The following is a 24,761-nucleotide window of genomic DNA, read 5'->3' as shown; positions in this document are numbered from 1 at the left end:
TTTAAAAGCGTAATAAAAATATTAATGTCAGATTTTAAGAATTTAAAAGATAAAAAAATCCTCGTTACAGGCGGCGCGGGTTTTATCGGATCCAATCTTTGCGATGCACTGCTTCAAAACGGCGCACAGGTTACCTGTCTGGATAACTTTGCGACGGGCAAACGAGAAAATATCGCCCCTTTTTTACAAAATTTACAATTTACCTTAATTGAAGGTGATATCAGAGATATGGAAACCTGCCAGAAAGCATGTCTGGATCAGGATTTTGTTCTTCATCAGGCCGCTTTAGGTTCTGTGCCGCGGTCCATCAAGGATCCTGTTACCAGTAATGAAGTTAATGTGGGTGGTTTTCTTAAAGTGTTGGTTGCCGCTAAAGATGCCGGCGTCAAAAGATTTATTTATGCGGCCAGCTCTTCCACGTACGGTGATTCGGAAGGGTTACCGAAAGTAGAAGATGTGATCGGCAAGCCACTCTCTCCGTACGCCATCACAAAATATGTAGATGAACTGTACGCAGATGTTTTTAAACGGACGTACGACTTTGATACTATTGGCTTAAGATACTTTAATGTTTTCGGGAGGCGCCAGGACCCAAACGGCGCGTATGCGGCGGTGATCCCAAAATTTGTCATGCAATTAATGGCTCACGAATCTCCTATTATTAATGGAGACGGAGAATATTCACGGGATTTCACTTATATCGACAATGTCGTCTTAATGAACCTTTTAGCTCTAACGTCAGAAAACACCGAATCCTTAAACCAAGTGTATAATACGGCGTTTGGAGAACGAACCACGTTAAACGATTTAGTGAAATATCTCAAAGAATATCTGGCAGACTTCGATCCTAAAATTGCTGACGTTGAAGTGAAATATGGCGACTACCGAAAAGGTGATGTGCCCCACTCGCTGGCTAGCATTGATAAAGCAAAAAATTTACTGAATTATAATCCCCAGTTCTCCATGAAAGACGGTTTGAAAGAAGCGGTAACTTGGTATTGGGAGAATTTGAAATAAAACAATGCAACACAAAATTACCGTTCTCGGTTTAGGTTATGTAGGCTTACCTTTGGCGAGACTATTCGCTACGAAATTTCCCACCGTCGGCTTTGATATCAATCAGACGCGAATTCAAGAACTTAATAGCGGACACGATGACACGTTGGAAGTTTCCGACGAACTTTTGAGCTCAGCTCTTGTTGAGCATAATCCGGCAAAAGGTGACAAAGGACTTTTTTGTTCTTACGACTTAAAAGATATTGAGGATTCCAATATTTATATTATCACAGTTCCAACGCCCGTAGATAAAAATAACCGACCGGTTTTAACTCCGCTCATTAAAGCGAGCGAAACGGTTGGAAAAGTGTTGAAGAAAGGAGATATCGTGGTTTATGAATCCACGGTTTACCCCGGTGCTACGGAAGAAGACTGTATTCCTGTTGTTGAAAAAATATCCGGCCTGAAATTCAATGTTGATTTCTTTGCAGGTTATTCTCCGGAAAGAATTAATCCCGGGGACAAAGAGCATACCGTCGAAAAAATTCTGAAAGTAACATCCGGTTCTACGCCGGAGATCGGTGAGATCGTGAATGATATTTATAAAGCTGTTATTACGGCAGGTACGCATTTGGCACCGTGTATTAAAGTGGCTGAAGCTGCAAAAGTGATTGAAAATTCCCAGCGCGATATCAATATCGCCTTTGTGAATGAACTCGCAAAGATTTTTAATCTAATGGATATTAACACGCACGACGTTCTGGAAGCTGCCGGTACGAAATGGAATTTCCTTCCCTTCAAACCAGGCTTGGTGGGCGGACATTGTATCGGCGTCGATCCGTATTATCTCGCGCAGAAAGCCCAGGAATATGGTTACCATCCGGAAATTATTTTGGCAGGAAGAAGACTGAACGATTCTATGGGACAGTATGTTGCAGCACAGGTGATTAAGACAATGATCAAAAAAGATATTTCGGTTAATAAAGCGAAAATACTGATGTTAGGGATTACCTTTAAAGAGAACTGTCCGGACGTTCGAAATACGAAGATTGTAGATGTGATCGCGGCTTTGGAAGATTATGGAACTAAGGTAACAACTTATGATCCCTGGGCAAACACGGCAGAAGTGAAACATGAATATGGAATACATAGCACTTCAGAAATTCCAACCGAAAAATTTGATGCAATTGTTTTAGGAGTTGCACATAAGGAGTTCTTAAATATTAATCTAGAAGAACTTAAAAAAGATACCGCTGTTGTTTATGATGTAAAAGGTATCTTAGAAAAGTGTGATGCGAAATTGTAGATTTTTAAAGTTCTTTTGAAGCGGAAAAATTGAGGGAAATCCGTAACCGCTAATTATCTCTTGTTAATTTAAACCTTTAAGTTTATAAATGAAAATCACAATAGTAGGAACTGGATATGTAGGACTTTCAAATGCGATCTTATTGGCGCAACATAACGAAGTAGTTGCTTTAGATATAGTGCCAGAGAAGGTAGCCATGCTCAACAATAAAAAGTCGCCGATTGAAGATGATGAAATCATTGATTTTTTAAAAAACAAAGAATTAAACTTTAAAGCTACTTTAGATAAGAATGAGGCGTATAGCAATGCCGATTATGTGATCGTTGCAACACCAACCGATTACGATTCAAAAACAAACTATTTTGATACCAGCAGCGTGCTGTCTGTAATTCTCGAAGTTAAAGATTATAACCCTCTTGCAATTGTGATAATAAAATCTACAGTTCCCGTTGGTTTTACGGACGAACTCAAAGAAAAGATCGACTTTAAGAATATTATTTTTTCGCCGGAGTTTTTAAGAGAGGGCAAAGCGTTATACGATAATTTGTATCCTTCCAGAATTATTATTGGGGAGCAGAGCCGGCGGGCAGAACAATTCGCAACCTTATTGAAAGAAGGAGCGATAAAGGAAGATATTGCTCTATTGTTTACGAATAGTACAGAAGCAGAAGCCATAAAACTATTCTCCAATACCTATTTGGCAATGAGGGTTGCCTATTTCAATGAGTTGGACAGTTACGCACAGACCCATAAATTAGACAGCCGACAAATTATTGAGGGGGTAAGCCTTGATCCGCGAATTGGGTCCCATTATAACAATCCATCTTTTGGTTATGGAGGCTATTGTCTGCCAAAGGACACTAAACAATTGTTGGCCAACTATAATGAGGTTCCTAATAATATTATTCAGGCCATAGTTGATGCCAACAGAACCCGCAAAGATTTTATCGCAGATTCGATCTTAGCTAAAAAACCTCAGAAAGTGGGCGTTTACCGTTTGATTATGAAGTCAGGTTCCGATAATTTCCGAGCGTCGGCGATGCAGGGAATTATGAAACGGTTAAAAGCGAAAGGTGTTGAAGTGGTGGTGTTCGAACCAGTTTTAAATGACGAATTATTCTTTGGATCGAGGGTTGAAAAAGACTTGGCATTGTTTAAAAATGAATGCGATATCATTATCACCAATCGGTATGCCCCAGAATTGGAAGACGTAAAGGATAAAGTATATACCCGTGATTTATTTGGGAACGATTAAAAGTTAATTTCCCATCTGATGTCAGAGGAAGATGAAAAAGAACTCGGAGGTATTAATCATAAGAAGAAGATAAAATGAGAATATTAGTGACAGGTGCGGCAGGTTTTATCGGTTATCACTTATGTGAAAAACTACTTGCCTTAGGACATACGGTGATTGGGCTTGATAATATTAATGATTATTATGCGGTCAGTCTAAAGCATGCACGACTTGAAAATTTGGGCATTACTGAAGGCGATCTGATTCACAACATTATTTTGGAGAGTAAAGTATACGGAACGCAATTTCAATTCATTAAGATGAACCTGGAGGATCAGAAAAACCTTCCTCTTCTTTTCGAGGAAAATAAATTTGATGTTGTTTGTAATTTAGCAGCTCAGGCCGGAGTGCGGTACAGTATTGAACAGCCCATGAAATATGTAGAAAGTAATATTGTTGGTTTTGTGAATCTGTTAGAGTGTATTCGAAATGCTAATATTAAAAAATTTGTCTATGCCAGCAGTTCCAGTGTTTATGGAATGAATGATAAAATCCCGTTTTCAACCAGTGATAATGTTGACCATCCGATAAGCATGTATGCCGCCACTAAAAAAAGCAATGAATTGATGGCTCATACCTATAGTCATCTATTCAATATCGAGACAATCGGATTACGTTTTTTTACTGTTTATGGACCTTGGGGAAGACCGGATATGGCGATGTTTTTATTTACAGATGCTATCTTAAACAACAACCCAATCAAAGTTTTTAATAACGGGAATCTCTCCCGGGATTTTACTTATATTGATGATATTGTGAACGGAATCATTAAGACGGTTGAAAATAATAGTGCAGATGATCACTTGTACCAGGTGTACAATATTGGAAATGGCAAACCTGTGAAACTGAATGATTTTATTACTGAAATAGAAGAGGTTACCGGCAAGAATGCCCAAAGAGTCATGATGCCAATGCAACCCGGCGATGTGGAAAATACGTTTGCCGATGTTGAAAGATTAAAAAAGGATTACAATTATCTACCCCAAACTGAAATAAAGGAAGGTGTAAAGCGCTTTGTGGATTGGTATAAAGAATATTATAAGATCAAATAACCATTAATTTTAATAATCTTTTACCAATTTAAATACAGGTAAACAGATCATTTCAAAAAGTTAGAAAATAAAAATGAAGAGCAAATTATTAATAAAGCAATCCAACTGATCAGATGTCATTAAAGAAAACAGCCATTTCGGGTATGCTCTGGACCTTTGCACAACAATTTAGTGTGCAGGGGATTTCCTTTGTGGTATCCATCATTCTGGCACGTTTGCTTTTACCAGCGGAGTTTGGTCTAATTGCCATGATTGGTGTATTTGTGGGTCTTAGTAATGCTCTTGTCAGTGGCGGAATGACACAATCTTTAGTTCGTTCTGAAAATCTTGATGATGATGATTTCTCTACCGTTTTTTATTTTAATGTAGGTGTTAGTATTGTAATCTATTTAATAGTTTTTGCAATTGCACCATTCATTGCAGATTTTTATAAACAAAACTTATTGGTTAATATCCTACGTGTATATTCAATCGTTTTTGTAATTGATGCTTTTTCTGCAGTACAAGTAACACGACTTACCAAGAGTTTAAATTTTAAAACACAGATGAAGGTCGCTGTACCTTCCCTGGTAATTTCCAGCATCGTGGGGATTGGAATGGCATTGTATGGCTATGGTGTTTGGAGTTTAGTAGGAGCAGCCATCGTAAAATCACTTTTTAATTCTGCCCAGTACTGGTATTGGTCAGCATGGAGACCGGTATTACGTTTTAAAGTGGAGAAATTTCAGAAACATTTTAATTATGGAATAAAAATTATGTTTTCAAGTATTTTAGATACCGCTTTTTCAAATGCTTACACAATCATAATAGGTAAATTTTTCTTACCTGCTCAGGTAGGATTTTATAATAGGGCAGATACACTAAAGCAATTACCTGTGATGAATATTTCCAATATGGTAGATAAAGTGGTTTTTCCCTTGTTTGCTGCAATGCAAAATGATGAGATCCGTTTGAAAAGTGCCTATAAAAAAATTATGCAGATGGTTATTTTTTTGGTAGCACCGGTATTGCTCATTATGGCCGGACTTGCAGAGCCTTTGTTCCGCTTTTTATTTACTGAGAAATGGTTGCCCGCAGTACCCTACTTTCAGATTTTATGTTTAAATGGACTGCTTTATCCGATTCATTCTTATAATTTAATTATACTTAAAGTAAAAGGCAGGAGCGATCTGTTTTTGAAACTGGAAGTGGTAAAAAAAATAATTGCCGTATTGGTTATTCTTGTTTCAATTCGGTTTGGAATATATGGCTTGCTTTATGGAAGCGTGGTTTCTTCAGTCCTTTGTTTTTTTGTCAACAGTTATTACAGCGGAAAATTCCTGGATTATCCCGCGTGGACACAAATAAAAGATATACTGCCGATGCTTTTTCTAGGCGCAATTGCAGGTGTAGTTGCTTTCGGAACCGATTATCTCCTTAAAAATATACATGCGGTAGATTTTTTCCGGTTAGCGGGTAGCAGCATCGCTGCAACTCTTTTTTATATCTTCATCTCTCAACTCTTTAAAAGTGAACCTTTAAAAGAGCTTAAATTTATTATCTTAAAAAAATGATACCAGTAACCAAACCTTTTCTTCCTCCACAGCAGATCTATCAAAATTACTTAAGTGGGATATGGAACCGACAGTGGTTGACCAATATGGGTCCGCTCGCAAGCCAACTGGAAATGGAAATCAAACAACATCTCCAATTGAAACATATTTTATTTGTAACCAATGGAACTGTTGCGCTACAGATGGCGATTAAAGCATTAGACTTAAAAGGAGAAATTATTACAACCCCTTTTTCATTTGTTGCAACCACTTCAAGTATCGTCTGGGAAGGATGTATACCGGTTTTTGTAGATATTGATGCCGAAAGTTTAAATATTGATGCCACTAAAATTGAAGCCGCCATTACCGATAACACAACCGCTATCTTGGCAACCCACGTTTATGGCAATCCTTGCGATGTGGAAACAATAGACCGAATTGCGAAGAAACATGGTTTAAAAGTTATTTATGATGCCGCTCATGCTTTTGGGGTGGAAATTAACGGAAAATCAATTTTTGAATATGGTGATATTTCAACCTGCAGCTTACATGCGACCAAGCTCTATCATTCTGTGGAAGGTGGATTTGTCGTAACACAAAACGCCGATCTTCTCAAAAAGCTTGCTTCTATTAGAAACTTTGGTATTTCGGGGTTTGATACTTTTGCGGAGTTAGGCCTCAATGGAAAAAATTCTGAGCTTCATGCCGCCATGGGACTATCCAATCTAAAATATATTGAGGATATAATCAAGAAGCGGCAAGCCCTTACCCAGCGGTACGACGATAAACTCACAAGCCTAAAAGCCTATCGCCCAAAATGGCATAAAGGATCTGAAAATAAAGGAGCGTATTATCCTTTGGTTTTTGATTCTGAAGAGCTCATGTTGCGAATCATGGATCGATTGAAAAACAATGAAATTGGAACACGCAGATATTTCTATCCTAGTTTGGCATCTGCCTTGCCTTATTTGGCACCCAAAGCCTTGGAAATTACCGATGAGGTATCAAAGAAAGTGCTGTGCTTACCACTTTATTACGATTTAAGTTTTGAGGAAGTAGATATGGTTTGTAGGTTAATTTTAAGAGTGCAAAACAATTAAATGATGGAGCAAAAGGAAATATATATCATAGGTATAGGACATAATTCCGCAGTAACCATCGAGTTAGCAGAATTAAATGGCTATAGAATTATGGGTTTGATTCATTATAACAATGAATTAACAGGAAAAACGCAATGGGGTTATCCCATTGTCTCTGATACAGAAAGTTTTCTTAAACAGGATATTGCCTCCGTAAATTTCGCTTTATCGATGGGCGATAATACAATAAGAAAAGAAGTTTTTGATACGATTAAAAAGCAAGGTGGTATGCTCCCTCTTTTAATTCACCCCACAGCATCTGTATCTCGGTTTAGTGTATTAAATGAAGGGGTGCAAATTCATGCGAACGTAACCGTACAGCCTGATGTTGTTGTCAAAGAAAATAGTATTATATCCTTCGGGGTAGGGCTTACGCATAATGTGACGATTGCTGAGCATTGCTACATCGCCGGTCATTCATTGATTGGAGCTTATACTGTTGTGGAGGAAAATGTACTCGTAGGAATGGGGACAACAACAGTTTCAGGAAAAGTTGAAAAAATAGGTCATGATACAGTAGTGGGAGCTGGTTCTCTTGTTATGAGTACGATCGCCCCTAAAAAAGTAGTTTATGGAAGACCTGCAAAATGAAATAATCGTTTCAATCTCTTGCCTTACTTATAATCATGGGCCCTACATCCGACAATGCTTGGACGGTTTTATGATGCAGCAATGTGACTTTAAATTTGAAGTTCTTATTAATGATGATGCATCTACAGATGGTACGCAAAATATCATTAAAGAATATCAGGAACGTTATCCGGACATAATTAAACCTATTTTTCAGAAAGAAAATCAGTACTCTAAAGGAGTTCGTGGGATGAATCAGAAGTATAATTTTAATCGTGCTAAAGGAAAATACATTGCAATGTGTGAAGGTGACGATTACTGGATAGATCCCCTAAAATTACAGAAGCAGGCAAATTTATTAAATGAGAATAAAGAATGCTCAATAATATTTCATCCTTGCTATAAAGAAGAAAACAACAGTGTTAATCCGACTCCTAGTTATATTAAGTCTACAATGATGTTACGAGTTTTATCCAAAAATATCCTTGAAGCACAAGGCCAATTTGCACCCACATCTTCTTACTTTTTCAAGCGAGAAGTTTTTTTAAAATTTCCGGAATGGATTGTTAATGCTCCCGTTGGTGATTACTTTTTAGAAATGTATGCTCTAAAAGATAGTTATGGGCTATTTATGTGTGATGCAATGAGCGTTTACAGAATAAACACTAGCTATTCTTGGACAAAAAATATATTGGGGGATTTTAAAAAAAATATAGATTTTAATTTGAAAATGGCTTCGCTCTTGAAATTAATGATGTTTGATTTTGCAGAAGATCTACGAAAGTACTTTGAATTTCATATTGCTAATAAATATTTGAATTGTTGTATAATTTATTTAAAAATAGGTGATTTTAAAAGCTTTAAATCTCTTTTTCATCAATATAAAGCTTTAAATCCCACAAGGAATATGCTATTTTATAAATTACAGATTATTAGTAGTGATCGAAAATTATTTACATACTTCCGCATATTACGTAAAATTGGTTAATTGATTTTTATGACAAACCCCAGCAGTATACCAATCGTTTTCTGTTTTGATAATAATTTTGCCTTGCCGGCATTTATTAGCATTTCTTCATTATCCTATTATGCCAAAGAGCAAACTCACTATATTGTTTATTGTGTTGTTAACAAAGATTTGACAGATGCTAATAAAGCTCATATTCAAAGTTTATCAAATAAAAACCTAACCATCAATTTTGTTGAGGCAAAAAGTACTTTTCAGAATGCGCATCAACATCGGGGGATAACGGAGTCCACATATTATCGATTAATGTTACATGATTTACTTCCTCAGGAAAATAAAATACTTTATTTGGATGTAGATGTGTTAATTAATGATGACTTAAGTGAACTGTACAACATAAACTTAGACGGATACATTATTGGCGGTGTTAGGAATCTCTATATTCATCAAGTTTTTGAGGAACATTTGGTTGAGATACCCTATTGGAAAGAACATTTTTCAAATGCTAAATATACGTATATCAATGCCGGCGTATTATTAATAAATTTGGAAAAAATAAGATTAACAAAGATATGGGAAAAATGGCTTGAGCTTGCGAAATATAAATGGGAATATCATGATCAGGATATATTAAATATGAGTTGCAAAAATAAAATTTTATTTCTATCTCCAAAATTTAACGCTACCTACGCGGTAAGAGCAAAAGGGGCTGATCAATGGGATTTATTCTCTAAATATGAATTATCTGAAAAACCAGTTATTTATCATTTTACAGCAAAAAAGCCCTGGGATTCAAAATATATGGACCAGTCAACAGTTTGGTGGAATTTTGTAAAGAATAATACCACGCAATACTCATATTTTTACAAACGCTATAATAAAGAAGATGTAATTAGGAAAAAATTGAATAGAATTTCACTTAAAATGAAAAGAGTGTTTACAATCATATTTCCAAGATCATCTAAATAAAAACATATTTAATGAATTTAATTTTAAGTGCAGATAATAATTATGCTCCGTTTTTGGGCATTGCGATTTTTTCAATATTAGAAAGTAATCGGAATAGTGAAAAAAACAGATATGAAGATCAGATCGTTTTTTACGTGATGGATATGGATATCTCAGTGCAAAATAAAAAGCTGATTGATGAGATTGTAAATAAATATAATGCGAAAATTACTTATTTAAACACCAAAATAATTCATTCTATTTTAGAAAAAAGTGTAAAAGCCTCAGTGCGGTCTTTAGCAACTTATTACCGCCTTTATTTACCTACATTACTACCATTGACAGTTGAAAAAGCGATTTATTTGGATTGTGACAGTTTTATTAATCAATCCTTAAGAGAATTATGGAATATTGATATCGAAGGTTATGACATTGCAGGTGTTCTGGACGTTATTTCAATTGATAAAAAATTAAATGTAGGTTTAAGTGCTGCCGATCCATATTTTAATGCAGGCATGTTGGTTATAAACCTTAAGCAGTGGCGGGAAAAAAACTTGGAAGAAAAAATGATTAATTTCATTAATCATTATGAGGGTAAAGTTTCTTATCATGATCAGGGAACGATCAACGGAGTATGTCTTGAAAAAAAAGTACTTCACCCTAAGTTTAATGCGATGACCCCAATTTTTGTATTGAATCGCAAACGGATTTTGGATTACCATAATTTGAAGGACTATTATAATGACAAGTTGCTTCAGGAAGCAAAAGATAATCCTGTGTTTTGTCATTTGACCCCGTATCTTACAGACCGACCCTGGGTAAAAGGAAATTATCATCCTTTAAAAAAGTTATATAGAAAATTTCAGAAACAGACACCATGGGCACATGTTGAATTTACCCAACCCTCTAAAACTTTAGAACCCTGGGTAAAAGAATTATTTCACTTTCTACCATATTTTTTATTTGTTAATACTTTGCGAACTTTACAAAGTTTTCGACCTAAAACGTGGCTAAGAAAATTAACTAACTCGTAAGACAATAAAGAACTTGTCTGTTCTCAATATGCTCTTTCAATGATAAATATAAATAATACAATAAATGAAGGATACTTGCTGTCCATCACCCTCGCTACCTACAACGTAGCGCCGTTCATTCGAGAGAGCCTCGACAGTATTCTGAATCAGACGTTCTCTGATTTTGAACTCATCTGTTTAGATGACGCCTCTACCGACGGTACTGCGGCGATTTTACAGGAATATGCAGAAAAAGATCAACGGATTCGCCTCATCTTAAAAACAAAAAACAAAGGCCTTGCTGTTGCCCGTAATCAATGTCTTGCCGAGGCAAAAGGAAAATATGTAACATTTCTGGATGGTGACGATCTTTATGACGCTTCTTTATTCAAAAAAGCCGTGGCTATGGCAGAGAAAGATAAAGCGGATATGGTGCTTTGGGATTATGTAACTTTTTATCAAAATAAAGAGATTGAAGCTTTACGAGTAAAAACTTCAGAATTACATGCGATCGATCCGGCAAATAAAATAAAGTTATTGCAAAGACCTGCCTTCACTTGGGTCAAATTATTACGCACGGAAAAAGTACGCGAACTCAATATTTATTTCCCACCGGGTTTTACGCGGCAGGATATTCCTGTTCACTGGCATCTGATCACAAAACTCGATAAGATAAGTTTGCTGCCGGAGCGACTAAGTTTTTACCGTCAGCAACCCGATGCGACCACCGCTAAAAAGGATGGTAAATTATTCCATTTGGTTTATGTTACCGATATTGTGGAGCGTTATTTAAAAGACCATCATTTATACCAACAATACCGGAATGTATTTCTGAACCAGCGGTTGAATTTCTTTGCAGGCATGTACGATAATATTAAGCCCGAGTTGAAAGAAGAAGCTTTACAGTTAATCAAGGAAAGAATAACACCGGAACTTTGTGCTTACCTGAAGGAAGATCATGATCTGCGACCGCAGACCCGCTACTTTGTTTCGGCTTTACAGGGAAGTGTAAAAGGAAAGCTGCAGTTGAAGATGTGGAATTGGTCCCGATTCATTTACAGAAAATTAAAATCATGAGTCTAAGAAATTATTTGGTCGGTTTAAAAAACAGGAATGCTTTTTTATATTACCTCTGGTCCAAAAACCAGCAGCAGAAAGGCATAGAAAATTTAAAAAATGTTTCTGATCTTGAGGCGATTAAAAAGTTGTTTCACTCGTGCGCCGGAAAGTTCCCTGAGCTGGAACAGCCCAAAACCTTCAGCGATAAAATGCAGTGGTTGAAACTGAACTACCACAATGAGCTAACGACGGTGTGTGCCGATAAATATGAAGTCAGAAAATATCTTACAGAAAAAGGCTATTCTGCTATTTTAGCAGAAATTATTGGCGTCTATACCAAGGTCGACGCGATTCCCTTTCAAACTTTACCCCAAAAATTCGTGATTAAAGCTACGCATGGCAGCGGGTGGAACTTGATCTGTACCGATAAAAGCAAGATCAACTGGTTTTGGTGGAAAAAAACCTTCGATATTTGGCTGAACAGTAATATCTTTTGGCCGGGTCGCGAATGGCCTTATAAAAATATGCCCGCCAGAATTCTGGTAGAAAAATTCTTAACGGATAAAAGTGGACTTCTCATGGATTATAAACTGTTCTGTTTTAATGGCAAAGTTCATTTTGTACAAGCTAACAAAGGTCGCGATACGGCCAACCATGCGCAAAATTTTTATGATTTAGATTGGCAGATTCTACCCTTTGGAAAAGATTTAAAACCAAGGCCGGATATCGATATTGAACCACCAGCTCAACTAAGTGAAATGGTAAGAATTGCGGAAGATTTAGCACATGATTTTCCTTTTGTGAGAGTGGATTTTTACGAAGTGGAAGAGAAGATCGTTTTTGGAGAAATGACTTTTTATCCAAAAAGTGGTTTACCCGATTTTACACCGCCAGAATATGATCAGATTTTAGGTGAACTTTTAACACTCCCTACGAAAATTTAAGAGCAATGTCTAAAATTAAAGTATTACATGTAACAGGTGCTATGAACAGAGGAGGCGCTGAAGTGATGCTGATGGATATTTTTCGGCATATATCTGCTCACTTCCAGTTCGATTTTTTAATTAATTATAAAATCAAAGACGGGAATACCACTGGAGATTTTGATCAAGAAATTTTAGCAAAAGGAGGCAGGATTAAACATATCGGTGCGCAGTGGGATCTGGGCATCAAGAACTACTTCGCCGCATTTAAAAAAGTAACAGAGGAATTAGGTCTGCCGGATATTGTACATATTCATATGAATGCAAAATCTGGAATGATCGCTTTAGCCGCGAAAAAAGCGGGTGTGAAAAAAGTGATCGTACATTCCCATGCAGATCTGAAATTCAGAGGAAGCATTTTATCACGGATGGCAAGTCAAACCGAATTGCACATGCAGAAGTTTCTGATCAATCGATATGCGGATTGTTTTTGGGGATGTTCGCCAGAAGCCAACAAGAGTTTATTCTACCATAAATTTTTGAATGAAAATAATTCTGCAGTCATTAACAATGCCATCGATGTAGATTCTTTTAGAAATGTTAAAGATAAGGCGGTAGAGAAACTAAGACAAATTTACCATTTAAATGATAATACCATAGTCATTGGGAATGTCGGACGTATTGTTGCCCACAAAAACGTTCTTTTTATATTGGATATTTTAGCAGAATTAAAGAAGAAAAATATTGATTTCAGATTTGTATTTGCGGGACGCGCCGACCAGCCAGCCTATTTAGAAGAAATTTGGGCAAAGGCCTCCGAATATGGGATCACAGAGAACATCATCTATCTAGGTTTGCGTTCTGATATTCCTGCGGTTTTGAAAAGTTGTGATATTTTTGTAGCACCTGCCTTGAAGGAAGGATTTGGCCTGGTTGCGGTCGAAGCACAGGCTGCAGGATTAGACTGTTATCTGTATACCGGTTTTCCCACAAGCGTAGATATGGGAGTTGATCTGGTCCACTTTTTCAATCATTTTCAGGCTGATGTTTGGGCAGAAGAAATCAAAAACCGGTCAATAATTAATAAAGATTTGGATCTTATTTCTAAGATTATCATCAATAACGGCTTTGATACAAAATCAAACGTGGTAATTTTGCAGGATCGTTATCAGAAATTATATTCAAAGTAATTTTTGCAATAGATAATAAATTATGGGTTTAGAAAATCAATTTTCAATAGTAATTTCAGGAGATCTTTGTCCTACTAAGGATACAGAGCATCATTTTATATCTGGCGATCACGAGCAGATTTTTGGTGATTGTCTACCCTTTTTTGAGAATGCCGATTTTTTAGTGGGCAATCTGGAGTTTGTCCTCACCGATGATCCAAAACCCATTAAAAAAAGCGGTCCTATTTTATATGGCGATACTGCTTTCGTCAATATCTTTAAAAAGGCAGGCTTTGATCTGCTGAGTCTGGCGAATAATCACATTAAAGATTGTGGTGAGGAAGGCGTGCAGTCTACTTTAAAGGCTGTTGCTAAAATTGGGATCAATACCTTTGGGGCTGCCCGCAATTTAATTGAGGCCAAAAAACCGTTTATTAAAGAGATCAAAGGAAAAAAGATCGCTTTTTTAACCTTTGCAGAACAGGAATTCAATACCGCTTCTGAAAATGAATATGGTGCGAATTTTTTCGATCCTTACGAAGATTTGGACCTGATCGCTGAAATAAAAAAACGGGTTGATCACTTGATCATCCTTTATCATGGTGGCATCGAATATTACGAATATCCAAGTCCCTTATTGCAAAAAAAGTGCAGACGGTTTATTGATAAAGGTGCCGATTTGGTAACGTGTCAACACAGCCACTGTATCGGAACTATTGAGCGTTATCAGGATAAAACCATTGTCTACGGGCAGGGAAATACTCTTTTTGGGTATAGGGAAGGAAATGATTCCTGGAATCAGGGCTTGCTCTTAGATGTGCAGTTTAATGAGAACGATTTTAAAATTAACTACAAAGGAGTTCAAGCGATTAAAGAAGGTGGTATCAGACTACTAACAGAAAAAGAAAATCAAAAACTTTTAAAGAAAATTGAAGAAAGATCGAAATTAGTAAATGACTCAGTATTTATAAGAGAATCCTGGCAAAAGTTCTGCAGAAAAAAAGAAAGTTTATACCTGCCGCAATACTTAGCGCTCAACCGCTATTTCATCCATTTAAACAGATGGACCAATAATAAATTCATTTCGGTATTTTTTCTTAAAAAATACTTACGTTCCAGCCATAATATTATGCGTTGTGAAGCTCATAATGAAGTGATTCAAACGATTCTTAAACGCAATTCAAAAGAATAAATGGTTCCATATTTCATTAATCTACTTATCATAAGTATTGTACTGGCTTTGGCAAAAAATAATAGGTTTCTCAAATTTCAGAGCTTGCCGGTAATTGTTTCTGTCGTTTTATTAATCGTTTTCGCAGGGGTACGCGTGTCCTCCGTAGGTACCGATACTAACAATTATGTAGGAATGTACAATACCTTCCAAGCTGAAAAGGATCAGGTTTTCCAGATATCTACGAATGTAGAGATCGGATATCTTTATTTAGAGTATGCAGCAAGTTTAATTTCGACAGAATACTGGGCACTACTGTTTTGTATCGCCTCAGTTTGTGTAATTTGCTATCTATATGTAATAACCAAACTCTCTCACAACGTCCTGCTCTCTGTTTTTATTTACATCGCTCTGGGAACGTATGTGATTTTTTTTAATGCTGCCAGGCAGGGCATTGCGGTTTCTATAAGTGCTATTTCATTAATATACCTGATTGAAAAAAAGATGTGGAAGTACTTTTTAGTAATTGCCATCGCATCTTTATTCCATCGCACGGTCTTAATCATGCTGCCTTTTTATTTTATTTTACGTTTGCCATTTACTTATAAAAGAACAGTCCTGTTCGCTGTCGTAGGTGTTGTTAGCTTTTATTTTTTAAGTAAGATTTTAAGTCTCTTCGATTCTGCAGTAGAAGAACGGTATGCTGTTTATGAAGATCGCGGTGCTACGGGTGGCTACCAATTGGCTGCTTTCTATATTCTGATCACTTTATTTTTAATTTATGCCAGAAAATTTTTTAATAAAAAGCAGATAAAACTCTATGATATTTATTTAAATTATGCTCTTTTTACTTCTATTATCTACTTAGTGGTCGTGGCGACAAATAGTGATGTTAATTTCATTCGGTTAACCAATTATTTTGCGCTTGGCAATGTGTTTATTTTTCCTTTAGTATTTAAAAACAAACGTCTAGCAACCGGAGGGCTCGCAGTCCGCATTTTTGTCGTTATATGTTTGCTTTTCTACGCCGTTTATTTATCGAAAATGGCTAATCTTACACCCTATCTTACAAATCCCGGCTTACTATGATTTTTGTCTCGATCGCTATATCGTTTTACAATGCTGAAGAATTTTTACCGGATGCAATCCGTTCTGTGTTTGCCCAAACTCACCAGAACTGGGAACTGGTCTTAATTGATGATGGCTCCACGGATCGCTCCTTAGAAATTGCAAGGTCGGTTATAGATTCACGTGTTCGTGTTATATCTGATGGGAAAAATAAAAAATTAGCGGGACGGCTAAATCAATTCATCGACATTGCCAAATATGATTATATCCTACGAATGGACGCAGATGATCTGATGCTACCAGATAGAATTGAAAAACTTTTAGAAATCATAAGTGCCAATAATGTAGATATTGTGACCTCCGGTATATATTCTGTCTTAAACAATCTGGAAATCGTTGGTATTAGGGGTTCCTCTTATAATTCTGTAACTTTCCATCAAATACTTAAAAGAAAAATTGGGATCACACATGCAGCACTTATCGCAAAAAAATCATGGTATGAAAGAAATCGCTATGATGAAACCCTGAGCATAGCTCAGGATGTAGATTTGTGGTTCCGGTCTTCAAAGAAAAATGATCTAAAAATCATTTCGATTGAAGAGCCTCTCTATATCTATCGTGAAGAAAACAATGTTACAATACATAAAATGCTCCGGGCTTACAAGAATGAACGAATGATGATCAGGAAGTATGGGGAAACTATGATTAATATAGTAATCCTAAGATCGTACTTAAAATCATTTACTGTAAAGATACTGCATGGTTTAGGAAAATTAGATATTCTTCAAAAAAATCGCAGCCAAAACATCCTCACCGAAGAACAGAAGAATCGTTTTAATAGTGCGATTATGAAAATTCAATCAACTCCAGTAAAAGGTCTAAATGCATAAAAAAAGTTATTTATCGTAACAACAGTTCCTACCTCCCTTATATTTTTTAAAGGCCAAATTGACGTTTTAAAGCGAGAGTTTGACGTTACTTTAATTTCATCGCCGGAAAAGTTATTGTTTCAAACAGCGGCTGACTACAAAGTGAATCAACATCCAGTCGTAATGAAAAGAGAAATTTCGATTATTTACGATATTCTTAGCCTCGTGAAATTAATCGCTTATTTCTTGAAAGAAAAACCCAATATGGTGCACGGTAACACGCCGAAGGGCAGCTTTTTATCTATGACCGCTGCGTGGCTCTGCAGAGTTCCTTCCAGAGTTTACTATGTTCATGGCTTACGATATCAAGGAACGTTAGGATTTAAAAGAAAACTTTTGATGACCATGGAACGGATATGTTGTTATTTTGCTACAGATATTATTGCAGTCAGCAAAGGCGTTAAAAGAACTTTAATTAAAGATGCCATTTCGAATAAGAAAGTTAAAATTATTTGGAACGGTAGTATTAATGGAATAGATCTTAAGCATTTCAGTCCTAAAAATCCAGAATTAAAAGATATAAGAAATGAGTACAATATTTCAGAAAACGACTTTGTTTTTGGTTTTGTTGGCAGATTAGTGGGTGATAAAGGTGTTAATGAAATGGTGCACTCTTTCGATAAAATTAATGCCCTTCATAAAAACACTAGACTACTTTTGATTGGAAATTTTGAAAATGAACTTGATCCACTTCGAGAAGATACACTCGAAATTATTGCCAATAACGAAATGATATTAGAAGCGGGTGTGCAAGATGATGTACGATCTTATTTAAAAGCAATGGACCTTTTTGTTTTTCCTTCCTATAGAGAAGGTTTCGGTATCGTGTTAATGGAAGCTGCCGCCATGAGTATTCCCGCTATTTCGTCCGACATTACCGGTTGTAACGAAATTATTCAGAATAACAGAACCGGCTTCTTAATTCCTCCTAAAGATGAAAATGCTTTATTTGAAAAAATGAAATATTGTATTGAGAACCCTGAAGAAATAAAGATTATGGCAGCTTTAGCAAGAAAAACAATGAGGTCTAAATATGAACAAAATCAGGTCTGGGAGAAGGTAATAGAAAAATATAGAGAAATTATTTTATAGAAAAATTGTATATTTCACTAGGGTTGAAATTATTATAAAATCGAGATAGAGAATTATTTTATGTTGCATCAAATTACAACAGCCTTTACAAATACTGAATACCAATAATATGGACATTGTTTGAAACAATAAATATTTTATAGAACTGCTACAATTACAACGTTCAAACCGCAGAATTCTAGAAAGGGGCTTTTAAAAATCTCTCGAGTTTCCTACCTCAACGCGGAAAAAACTTAATATGCAAAAAACCACCTCCCTTCGGAAGTGGTTTTTTAAATATCTTGCGTCTTCCCTACATCAACCACGTAACAATCAAATAAGTCGCTCCCGCAACCATCGCCGATATTGGAATGGTTAAAATCCAGGCCCACAATAAACTTACCGTGATTCCCCAGCGTACGGCGGATATTCTTTTGGTTAAGCCAACACCAATAATGGCACCTGTAATGGTATGCGTCGTGGAAACCGGAATCCCGAAATGCTCGGAGATGAAGAGCGTAATAGCGCCAGATGTTTCCGCAGCTACACCTTCTAATGGCGTCACTTTGGTGATGCGCGTTCCCATGGTTTTTACGATTTTCCAACCGCCACTCATCGTTCCCAAAGCAATCATTAAGAAGGACGTAAAGGGCACCCAAAAATAATGTTCTACGAAATAGTTAAACTGGTGCGTCCCATCCAAAGCGATATAAACGGGATCGTGCAGGGTTTGAACATGGTGATAAATTACGGCCGCACCGATGATTCCCATCACCTTCTGCGCGTCATTTGTTCCGTGTCCCAAACTGAATAAAGCCGACGATACCAACTGCAGTTTTTTAAAGACTTTATCAGCCTTTCGCGGACTCGTTCTTTTACTGATATTGACGATGATTAACGTAATAATGATTGAAATTACGGCGCCGATAACGGGTGCAAGAAAGATGAAGAGGAAGATCGGAATTACTTTTTCGTAGCGGACCACGTTCTGTGTGCCCACTTGCTTGAGGGCCAGAATCAGTTTATCGTACCAAACCAAATCAACATTTGCCAACGCAACAATTTCATAATCGGAAACCAGCGCATACATTAAAGCCGCACCCAAAAAGCCACCGATTAAGGTATGCGAGGAGGATGACGGAATTCCGAACCACCAGGTGAGTAAATTCCAGAAAATGGCCGCGACGAGACCCGAAAAAATAACTTCGAGATTGATGAAATTTTCGTTCACGGATTTCGCAATGGTATTACCGATCTTAAATTCACCAATAACATAAGCGGCAAGAAAAAAGGCGGCAAAATTCCAGACTGCAGCCCAAAGAACGGCCTGAAACGGCGTTAATACTTTTGTGGAAACAATGGTCGCGATTGAGTTTGCGGCATCGTGAAAACCATTGATGTAGTCGAATACTAAAGCTAAAACAATGATTATAATTAATAGAACTGGTAAATCCATTCTTTTTGTATACTAAATTAGGGAATAGATTAAGCGTACTTGATCAAAATACTGTCGATCGTGTTGGCAACATCTTCTGCCTTGTCCGTCACGGTTTCCAGATATTCTAAAACAGATTTTACTTTGATGATGCTGATCGCGTCGTCGCTTTCAAAAAGTTTCACGATGGCCTGGCTCAAAACATCATCGGCAATGTTTTCAAAAGAATTGATTTTAATACAGGATTCTTTCACGGCTTTTGGATCTTTAAAATCGTTCAGATTACTTAAGGCCAGCTGAATTTCGATACAGGATTTGTAGATCAACAGTGTAAATTCGGTGTAAGCCGGATCCAGAGGGGCTTTGTAGAGGTAGATGTATTTCGCAGAAGCATACATGAAATCTGCAATATCATCCAGACCGCTCGCCAAATGGCTGATGTCTTCGCGATCGAACGGCGTGATGAAGTTCTCTCCCAACTGAATAAAAATTTCGTGCGTGTGGTCATCCAGGCGGTGTTCGAAATCACTCATGCTCTGCAACATCGATTCGTCGTTAATATCAAAATCCAGCAGGCTTTCGTGAAGCTCTTTCGACATCGCAACCAACTCTTCCGCAACTTTCTCAAAAAGGACAAAAAATACTTTGTCTTTCGGCTGGAACATTTTAAAAATATTTCCGATTCCCATTATTTATTCGTTTTAATTAGTGGTGCAAATTTCCGAAAAAGACTCGTAGCTTTCTCGTTTTAATATTAAGTTTTATTCACATTGCGAAATACTTCTCCACCAAAAAAAAACCGTTCCGCTAAAAATAGCGGAACGGTTTCTCTATCGAAAAGCGTACAGAATTATTTGGATTCTTCCGCTCTCATGTCTTTGCCTTTAAACTTCTGGGTTTGTAACCCTCTCAGCAATTCATCTTTGAAAGATTTTTCAATTTCAAAAAAGGAGAATTTTTCTAAAATCTCGATTTCACCGATATCCGGTCTTTTTCGGGATTTTTCTGTGGATTTGTTGATGATCTCAAGCATATCCATTTTCTTCAGGTTATCGCGTTTTCCTAAATTAAAGAAAAACCTTACCATATCGCCATTGTTTTTACGTGGCTTTCTTTCGCGGAACTCTCTGTTTCCACCGTCTCTGGAGTTTCTAAAGCCGCCGTCTCGTCGGTCGCCACCTCTGTCGCGGTCTCTTCCTCTGCCGTCTCGGTCCCGTCTGCCGTCGCCTCTATCATCAGCGTTAAATTTCTGGTCGGCCAAATCATTTTTATCCAAATAATAAAGCGCCATATCCCGCAGTTGCAGCTGCAACATCTGGTGAACCAATTCTTCTTTCGAAAAAGCGGAAAGATCCGGGATTAAGGAAGCATCAAACTCAAATAAATTTTCATGTTCCGTCAACAGTTTTTCGAAAACACCACCAACCTGCGCGGTAATAATGTCTTTTCCTGTTGGAATTTTTTTCTCAACAATATCGATTTTCGTCGACTGTTTAATCTGCTTTAATTTTCTGGATTCTTCCGGCTTGATTAAAGACATCGAAATTCCGTCTTTTCCGGCACGACCTGTTCTTCCGCTTCGGTGAACGAAAACTTCAGGATCGTCGGGCAAAGAATAATGGATAACGTGCGTTAACGAATCAACATCCAGACCTCTCGCCGCAACATCTGTTGCTACAAGGATATCGATATTTTTCAGTCGGAATTTCTTCATCACCGTATCACGCTGTGCCTGGGAAAGATCTCCGTGAAGTGCATCCGCGGCGTAACCGTTCTGCATGAGGAAATCTGCAACTTCCTGCGTCTCCATACGGGTTCTGCAGAAAAGAATGGAATACTGGTTCGGATTTGCATCGATAAGTCTTTTCAACGCTTCTTTTTTGAAACGGTAACCCACCACGTAAAATTCGTGTTTGATGTTTTTCTTTACTTCATTTAATGAACCTACAACAATACGGTGCGGACTCGTTAAATAATTTTTGGAGATCCGCTCCACTTCTTTATTCATCGTTGCCGAGAATAAATAGTTGTGTTTCGTATCCGGTGTTTCGCGAAGAATTGTTTCCAAATCATCTTTAAAACCCATCGATAACATTTCATCAGCTTCGTCTAAAACGAGCCACTGAATTTCAGAAAAATCTAAAGCTTTTCTGTTAATAAGGTCGATCACGCGTCCCGGAGTTCCCACCACAATTTGTGGTTTGTCTCGTAGAGAGCGGATTTGGTCGGTAATACTGCTTCCTCCGTAAACTGCTGTAGTTTTAACGTTGGGCATGTATTTCGAATAATTTTTAATGTCTTTGGTAATCTGCAAACAAAGTTCTCTGGTTGGACAAAGCACCAAAAATTGGATTTTGCGACTCCCGTCGTCAATCATATCCAAAATCGGAAGCGAAAACGCTGCTGTTTTGCCTGTTCCTGTCTGCGCAAGTGCGATGAGATCGCGTATATCTGTAGAGATAAAAGGAATAGTCTGTTTTTGGATTTCTGTGGGGCTTTCAAAGCCCATTTCGCCAATTGCCTTCAAGATTGCAGGACTTAAATTGGTCTCCGTAAATAAATTCATGTAAAAGATCGTCTATAAATTGGGTGCAAAGATACGTTTTTTATTTTCGATAATAAAACTGGCATTTTAGTAAATTTTTGTTAAAGCTGAATTTTCCCCACCGTGCTCCGGAAATTAGTTTTAATTTTTCTTTAAATTTGTCTATAAATTATCAATATGAAAGGCGCAATCGACTCCTCTACTTTGCAGTTTTTGAAAAATGTCGCAAAAAATAACAACCGCGAGTGGTTCAACGAAAATAAAAATATTTACATCGAAGCGCAGCAAGATGTTCTTGCGTTTTTGGAAAAACTAATTGAGGATATTGCCGGATTTGACGAAGAAATTTTAAAGATCGATCCAAAAAAAGCACTCTTCCGTATTTACAGCGACACGCGCTTCGCCAAAGATAAAATTCCCTATAAAACCAATTTCGGCGCAAGTTTGGGCATGGGAAAAGGAAACAAAATTTCCGGGTATTATCTGCACATCGAACCCGGAAAATCGTTTTTGGCTGGCGGTGTCTATCACCCCGAGCCTCCGGTTTTAAAGGAAATAAGACGAGAAATTTCCACGAACAATGAAGAATTCCGAAAAATTTTAGAACAGAAAGAGTTCCGAAACAATTTCCGCGGGCTGAGTGTGGAAAGCAAACTGAAACGCGTGCCGAATGATTTTGAGAAAGAAGATCCGATGGCCGAATTCCTTAAACTTAAAAATTTTATCGTCGTTCATCCCGTCTCAGATGCGGCTTTGATGGCGAAAAATGCTGCCGAAAACTTTGGGGAAATTTACAAAAGCATGAAGCCGCTGAACGATTTTCTGGAACAACCATTTATTTAAAGTAGTCACGATTTCATTGTCAAAATAAATTACCTACCGAATTTCTTCAAATAGTACGATGGAATAAGGCGTATTAACAATCGCCAAAAGATCTTTCGTAACAATGGTCGTCTTTCCTGAATAAGCGTCCCGTAATTTGGTCCCTGCCGCGAACACCTTAAGAATATCTGTAATTTTTTCTCCCGCCGGCAAATCTAATCCAATAACAACTTTATCGGAAAAGCCATCTCGGACATAAATCCTGGAAAACCAATAATCAGGAACGCTTCCTAAATACTGATGAACACCTGCGCCCACGGCGGGATGGTCTGCGCGAAATTTCCCGAGCTTTTGATAATGCTCCAACAGTTTTTTCGTACCTGCATTATCCTGTAAATCGCTCCAGTTCATGTTGGAACGTAAGGTCGCGTCGCCATTGGTGCCGGGAATCTGTAATGATCTTGCAGTTTCGTCGCCGTAATAAACCTGGGAAATTCCGGGCGCAAGCAGCAATTTCGTGGCCGCTTCGTAGGTTCTTTTTCGGTCTTTATCGAAAGGTGAACCGTCGTCGTGCGACGTCAGATAATTCATCACTGTTTTGCCATTTAAATCTGAATGCAGCAGTTTTGAATAATTCGAAAATAATTCTTCATACGGTTTGTTCGCATCACCTTTAAAATCAAAATTAATTAAAGATTTAAAACCGTTCTGGTAATAATTCACCTTTTTATCGCCGAAATCGTAGACCTGTTTTTGAGAAATTCCGTATCCATAAACTTCACCTACAAGGAAAAACAAATTATTGTCCAGTACTTTATCGGCATTGTTTCGTTTATAAATTTCAAACGATTGCTGACAAACCTGCTGAAAATCTTTCCAGACGTCTTCATTCGTGTGCTTCACGGTATCGACGCGATAGCCATCAATCCCAAACTCCTGAACGTAATCGGCGAGCCATTTCATAATGTAATATTTTGGGGCTTTCGGATAACCGGTTCGCGCAAAAAATTCGTTCAGCGAGGTCATTTCAGCCTCCAGCCTTCCCTCCTTTTTCCATTTGTCGACCAACATTTGCGGGAGTTCCGCCGGCACGTCAGATTCCGTTAAAACGTCCGGAAGATTGGCGACCAACGTACACGCCGTCGTATTTTCGTAGTTTCTGTATTGGCACTGCGGCGACGTTCGCACCCACGTGTTGGGATAAACCGGATCAGCACTTGTCACGGGTCCGGTGTGATTGATAACGGCATCTAAAACGATGCGAATTCCTTTCGCATGAGCTTTATCGACGAGTTCTTTCAAATCTGCTTTTGTACCGAAGTTCGGATCGAGGGCCGTCCAGTCTTTTGCCCAATAACCGTGAAAGCCGTACGTTTTTCCTGTTCCTTCGTCCGTGGCGCCGTGAATCTGTTCCACAATCGGCGTCATCCAGATGGCGTTAATCCCAAGGTCAGAAAAATAATTATCATCAATTTTCTGAATAATACCGCGCAAATCGCCACCTTCGAAACCGCGCAAAACTGCGGCTTTCTCGGTTCGTCCAAAATTAACGTCGTTGGACTTATCGCCATTGTTAAATCGGTCCGTCAGCAAAAAATAGACGTTTGCACCTTCCCAGTTAAAAGCCTGCGTTTTGGAATTTTTCAAGGTTGTACAACACGTCAGTAAAGAAACTCCGAGGAAAAAGAGGATTTTTTTCATAGTAAATTTTGAATGTTAAAGGTAACTTTTTACGTACTGATAGGGAGAACG

22 protein-coding genes are annotated in these 24,761 nt (G+C 37.6%); 18 read left to right on the top strand and 4 right to left on the bottom strand.

Translation table 11 applies throughout. The features are described from left to right. The first annotated feature begins 24 nt into the window (after positions 1 to 24). The 17 genes from L0B70_RS09915 to L0B70_RS09835 all read left to right on the top strand — a co-directional run bounded on the left by L0B70_RS09915 (position 25) and on the right by L0B70_RS09835 (position 18,228). Positions 25 to 1,017, top strand: a complete 993-nt coding sequence (locus L0B70_RS09915; RefSeq protein ID WP_235141642.1) for an SDR family oxidoreductase — start codon at positions 25 to 27, stop codon at positions 1,015 to 1,017. 4 nt (positions 1,018 to 1,021) lie between these two features. Next, positions 1,022 to 2,302, top strand: a complete 1,281-nt coding sequence (locus L0B70_RS09910; protein WP_235141641.1) for a nucleotide sugar dehydrogenase — start codon at positions 1,022 to 1,024, stop codon at positions 2,300 to 2,302. A gap of 88 nt (positions 2,303 to 2,390) precedes the next feature. Beyond that, positions 2,391 to 3,557 (top strand): nucleotide sugar dehydrogenase, encoded by a 1,167-nt coding sequence (locus tag L0B70_RS09905; protein WP_235141640.1) that lies wholly within the window; start codon positions 2,391 to 2,393, stop codon positions 3,555 to 3,557. Between the two features lie 74 nt (positions 3,558 to 3,631). Then, entirely contained in the window at positions 3,632 to 4,648 is a 1,017-nt protein-coding gene (locus L0B70_RS09900; RefSeq protein WP_235141639.1) for an NAD-dependent epimerase/dehydratase family protein, read from the top strand. A gap of 113 nt (positions 4,649 to 4,761) precedes the next feature. Beyond that, positions 4,762 to 6,201, top strand: a complete 1,440-nt coding sequence (locus L0B70_RS09895; protein WP_235141638.1) for a lipopolysaccharide biosynthesis protein — start codon at positions 4,762 to 4,764, stop codon at positions 6,199 to 6,201. Next, positions 6,198 to 7,280 carry a DegT/DnrJ/EryC1/StrS aminotransferase family protein gene (locus tag L0B70_RS09890; RefSeq protein ID WP_235141637.1) on the top strand — a complete coding sequence of 361 codons (1,083 nt, stop codon included), beginning with the start codon at positions 6,198 to 6,200 and terminating at the stop codon, positions 7,278 to 7,280. Before L0B70_RS09895 ends, L0B70_RS09890 begins: the two co-directional genes overlap by 4 nt. Continuing rightward, positions 7,281 to 7,910, top strand: a complete 630-nt coding sequence (locus L0B70_RS09885) for a hypothetical protein (RefSeq protein WP_235141636.1) — start codon at positions 7,281 to 7,283, stop codon at positions 7,908 to 7,910. After that, entirely contained in the window at positions 7,891 to 8,877 is a 987-nt protein-coding gene (locus L0B70_RS09880; RefSeq protein ID WP_235141635.1) for a glycosyltransferase family 2 protein, read from the top strand. The genes L0B70_RS09885 and L0B70_RS09880 overlap by 20 nt, the downstream gene beginning before the upstream one ends. 9 nt (positions 8,878 to 8,886) lie before the next feature. After that, positions 8,887 to 9,825 carry a glycosyltransferase family 8 protein gene (locus tag L0B70_RS09875; RefSeq protein ID WP_235141634.1) on the top strand — a complete coding sequence of 313 codons (939 nt, stop codon included), beginning with the start codon at positions 8,887 to 8,889 and terminating at the stop codon, positions 9,823 to 9,825. An 11-nt stretch (positions 9,826 to 9,836) separates the two neighbouring features. Next, complete coding sequence (locus tag L0B70_RS09870) at positions 9,837 to 10,838, top strand: glycosyltransferase family 8 protein (protein WP_235141633.1); 1,002 nt, start codon at positions 9,837 to 9,839, stop codon at positions 10,836 to 10,838. Positions 10,839 to 10,877: 39 nt separating this feature from the next. Further along, the gene (locus L0B70_RS09865; protein ID WP_235141632.1) at positions 10,878 to 11,894 is read left to right on the top strand and encodes a glycosyltransferase family 2 protein; all 1,017 of its coding nucleotides are present in this window, start codon (positions 10,878 to 10,880) and stop codon (positions 11,892 to 11,894) included. Then, positions 11,891 to 12,820, top strand: coding sequence for an ATP-grasp fold amidoligase family protein (locus L0B70_RS09860; RefSeq protein ID WP_235141631.1), 930 nt, complete (start codon positions 11,891 to 11,893; stop codon positions 12,818 to 12,820). Before L0B70_RS09865 ends, L0B70_RS09860 begins: the two co-directional genes overlap by 4 nt. A gap of 5 nt (positions 12,821 to 12,825) precedes the next feature. Beyond that, on the top strand, positions 12,826 to 13,989 hold the full coding sequence (locus L0B70_RS09855; protein ID WP_235141630.1) for a glycosyltransferase: 1,164 nt from the start codon (positions 12,826 to 12,828) through the stop codon (positions 13,987 to 13,989). A 22-nt stretch (positions 13,990 to 14,011) separates the two neighbouring features. Continuing rightward, entirely contained in the window at positions 14,012 to 15,160 is a 1,149-nt protein-coding gene (locus L0B70_RS09850; RefSeq protein WP_235141629.1) for a CapA family protein, read from the top strand. Between the two features lie 84 nt (positions 15,161 to 15,244). Next, positions 15,245 to 16,228 (top strand): EpsG family protein, encoded by a 984-nt coding sequence (locus tag L0B70_RS09845; protein WP_235141628.1) that lies wholly within the window; start codon positions 15,245 to 15,247, stop codon positions 16,226 to 16,228. Beyond that, positions 16,225 to 17,097 (top strand): glycosyltransferase family 2 protein, encoded by an 873-nt coding sequence (locus L0B70_RS09840; RefSeq protein WP_235141627.1) that lies wholly within the window; start codon positions 16,225 to 16,227, stop codon positions 17,095 to 17,097. Before L0B70_RS09845 ends, L0B70_RS09840 begins: the two co-directional genes overlap by 4 nt. A 114-nt stretch (positions 17,098 to 17,211) precedes the next feature. After that, the gene (locus L0B70_RS09835; protein WP_235141626.1) at positions 17,212 to 18,228 is read left to right on the top strand and encodes a glycosyltransferase family 4 protein; all 1,017 of its coding nucleotides are present in this window, start codon (positions 17,212 to 17,214) and stop codon (positions 18,226 to 18,228) included. 292 nt (positions 18,229 to 18,520) lie between these two features. Here L0B70_RS09835 and L0B70_RS09830 read toward each other — a convergent pair whose 3' ends face one another. From L0B70_RS09830 to L0B70_RS09820, 3 genes are all read right to left on the bottom strand, one after another. Further along, entirely contained in the window at positions 18,521 to 19,663 is a 1,143-nt protein-coding gene (locus L0B70_RS09830; protein ID WP_235141625.1) for an inorganic phosphate transporter, read from the bottom strand. Between the two features lie 29 nt (positions 19,664 to 19,692). Beyond that, on the bottom strand, positions 19,693 to 20,331 hold the full coding sequence (locus L0B70_RS09825) for a DUF47 domain-containing protein (RefSeq protein WP_235141624.1): 639 nt from the start codon (positions 20,329 to 20,331) through the stop codon (positions 19,693 to 19,695). Positions 20,332 to 20,492: 161 nt separating this feature from the next. Beyond that, entirely contained in the window at positions 20,493 to 22,208 is a 1,716-nt protein-coding gene (locus tag L0B70_RS09820; protein ID WP_235141623.1) for a DEAD/DEAH box helicase, read from the bottom strand. Positions 22,209 to 22,364: 156 nt separating this feature from the next. Here L0B70_RS09820 and L0B70_RS09815 point away from each other — a divergent pair, with 156 nt between their 5' ends. Next, positions 22,365 to 23,030 carry a DUF2461 domain-containing protein gene (locus tag L0B70_RS09815; RefSeq protein ID WP_235141622.1) on the top strand — a complete coding sequence of 222 codons (666 nt, stop codon included), beginning with the start codon at positions 22,365 to 22,367 and terminating at the stop codon, positions 23,028 to 23,030. Between the two features lie 33 nt (positions 23,031 to 23,063). Here L0B70_RS09815 and L0B70_RS09810 read toward each other — a convergent pair whose 3' ends face one another. Beyond that, on the bottom strand, positions 23,064 to 24,710 hold the full coding sequence (locus L0B70_RS09810; RefSeq protein ID WP_235141621.1) for an alpha-amylase family glycosyl hydrolase: 1,647 nt from the start codon (positions 24,708 to 24,710) through the stop codon (positions 23,064 to 23,066). Between the last annotated feature and the right edge of the window lie 51 nt (positions 24,711 to 24,761).

Source organism: Kaistella sp. 97-N-M2, from assembly GCF_021513235.1.
In the GTDB taxonomy this organism is placed as follows: domain Bacteria; phylum Bacteroidota; class Bacteroidia; order Flavobacteriales; family Weeksellaceae; genus Kaistella.
This window is presented reverse-complemented; position numbering and strand designations above follow the sequence as displayed.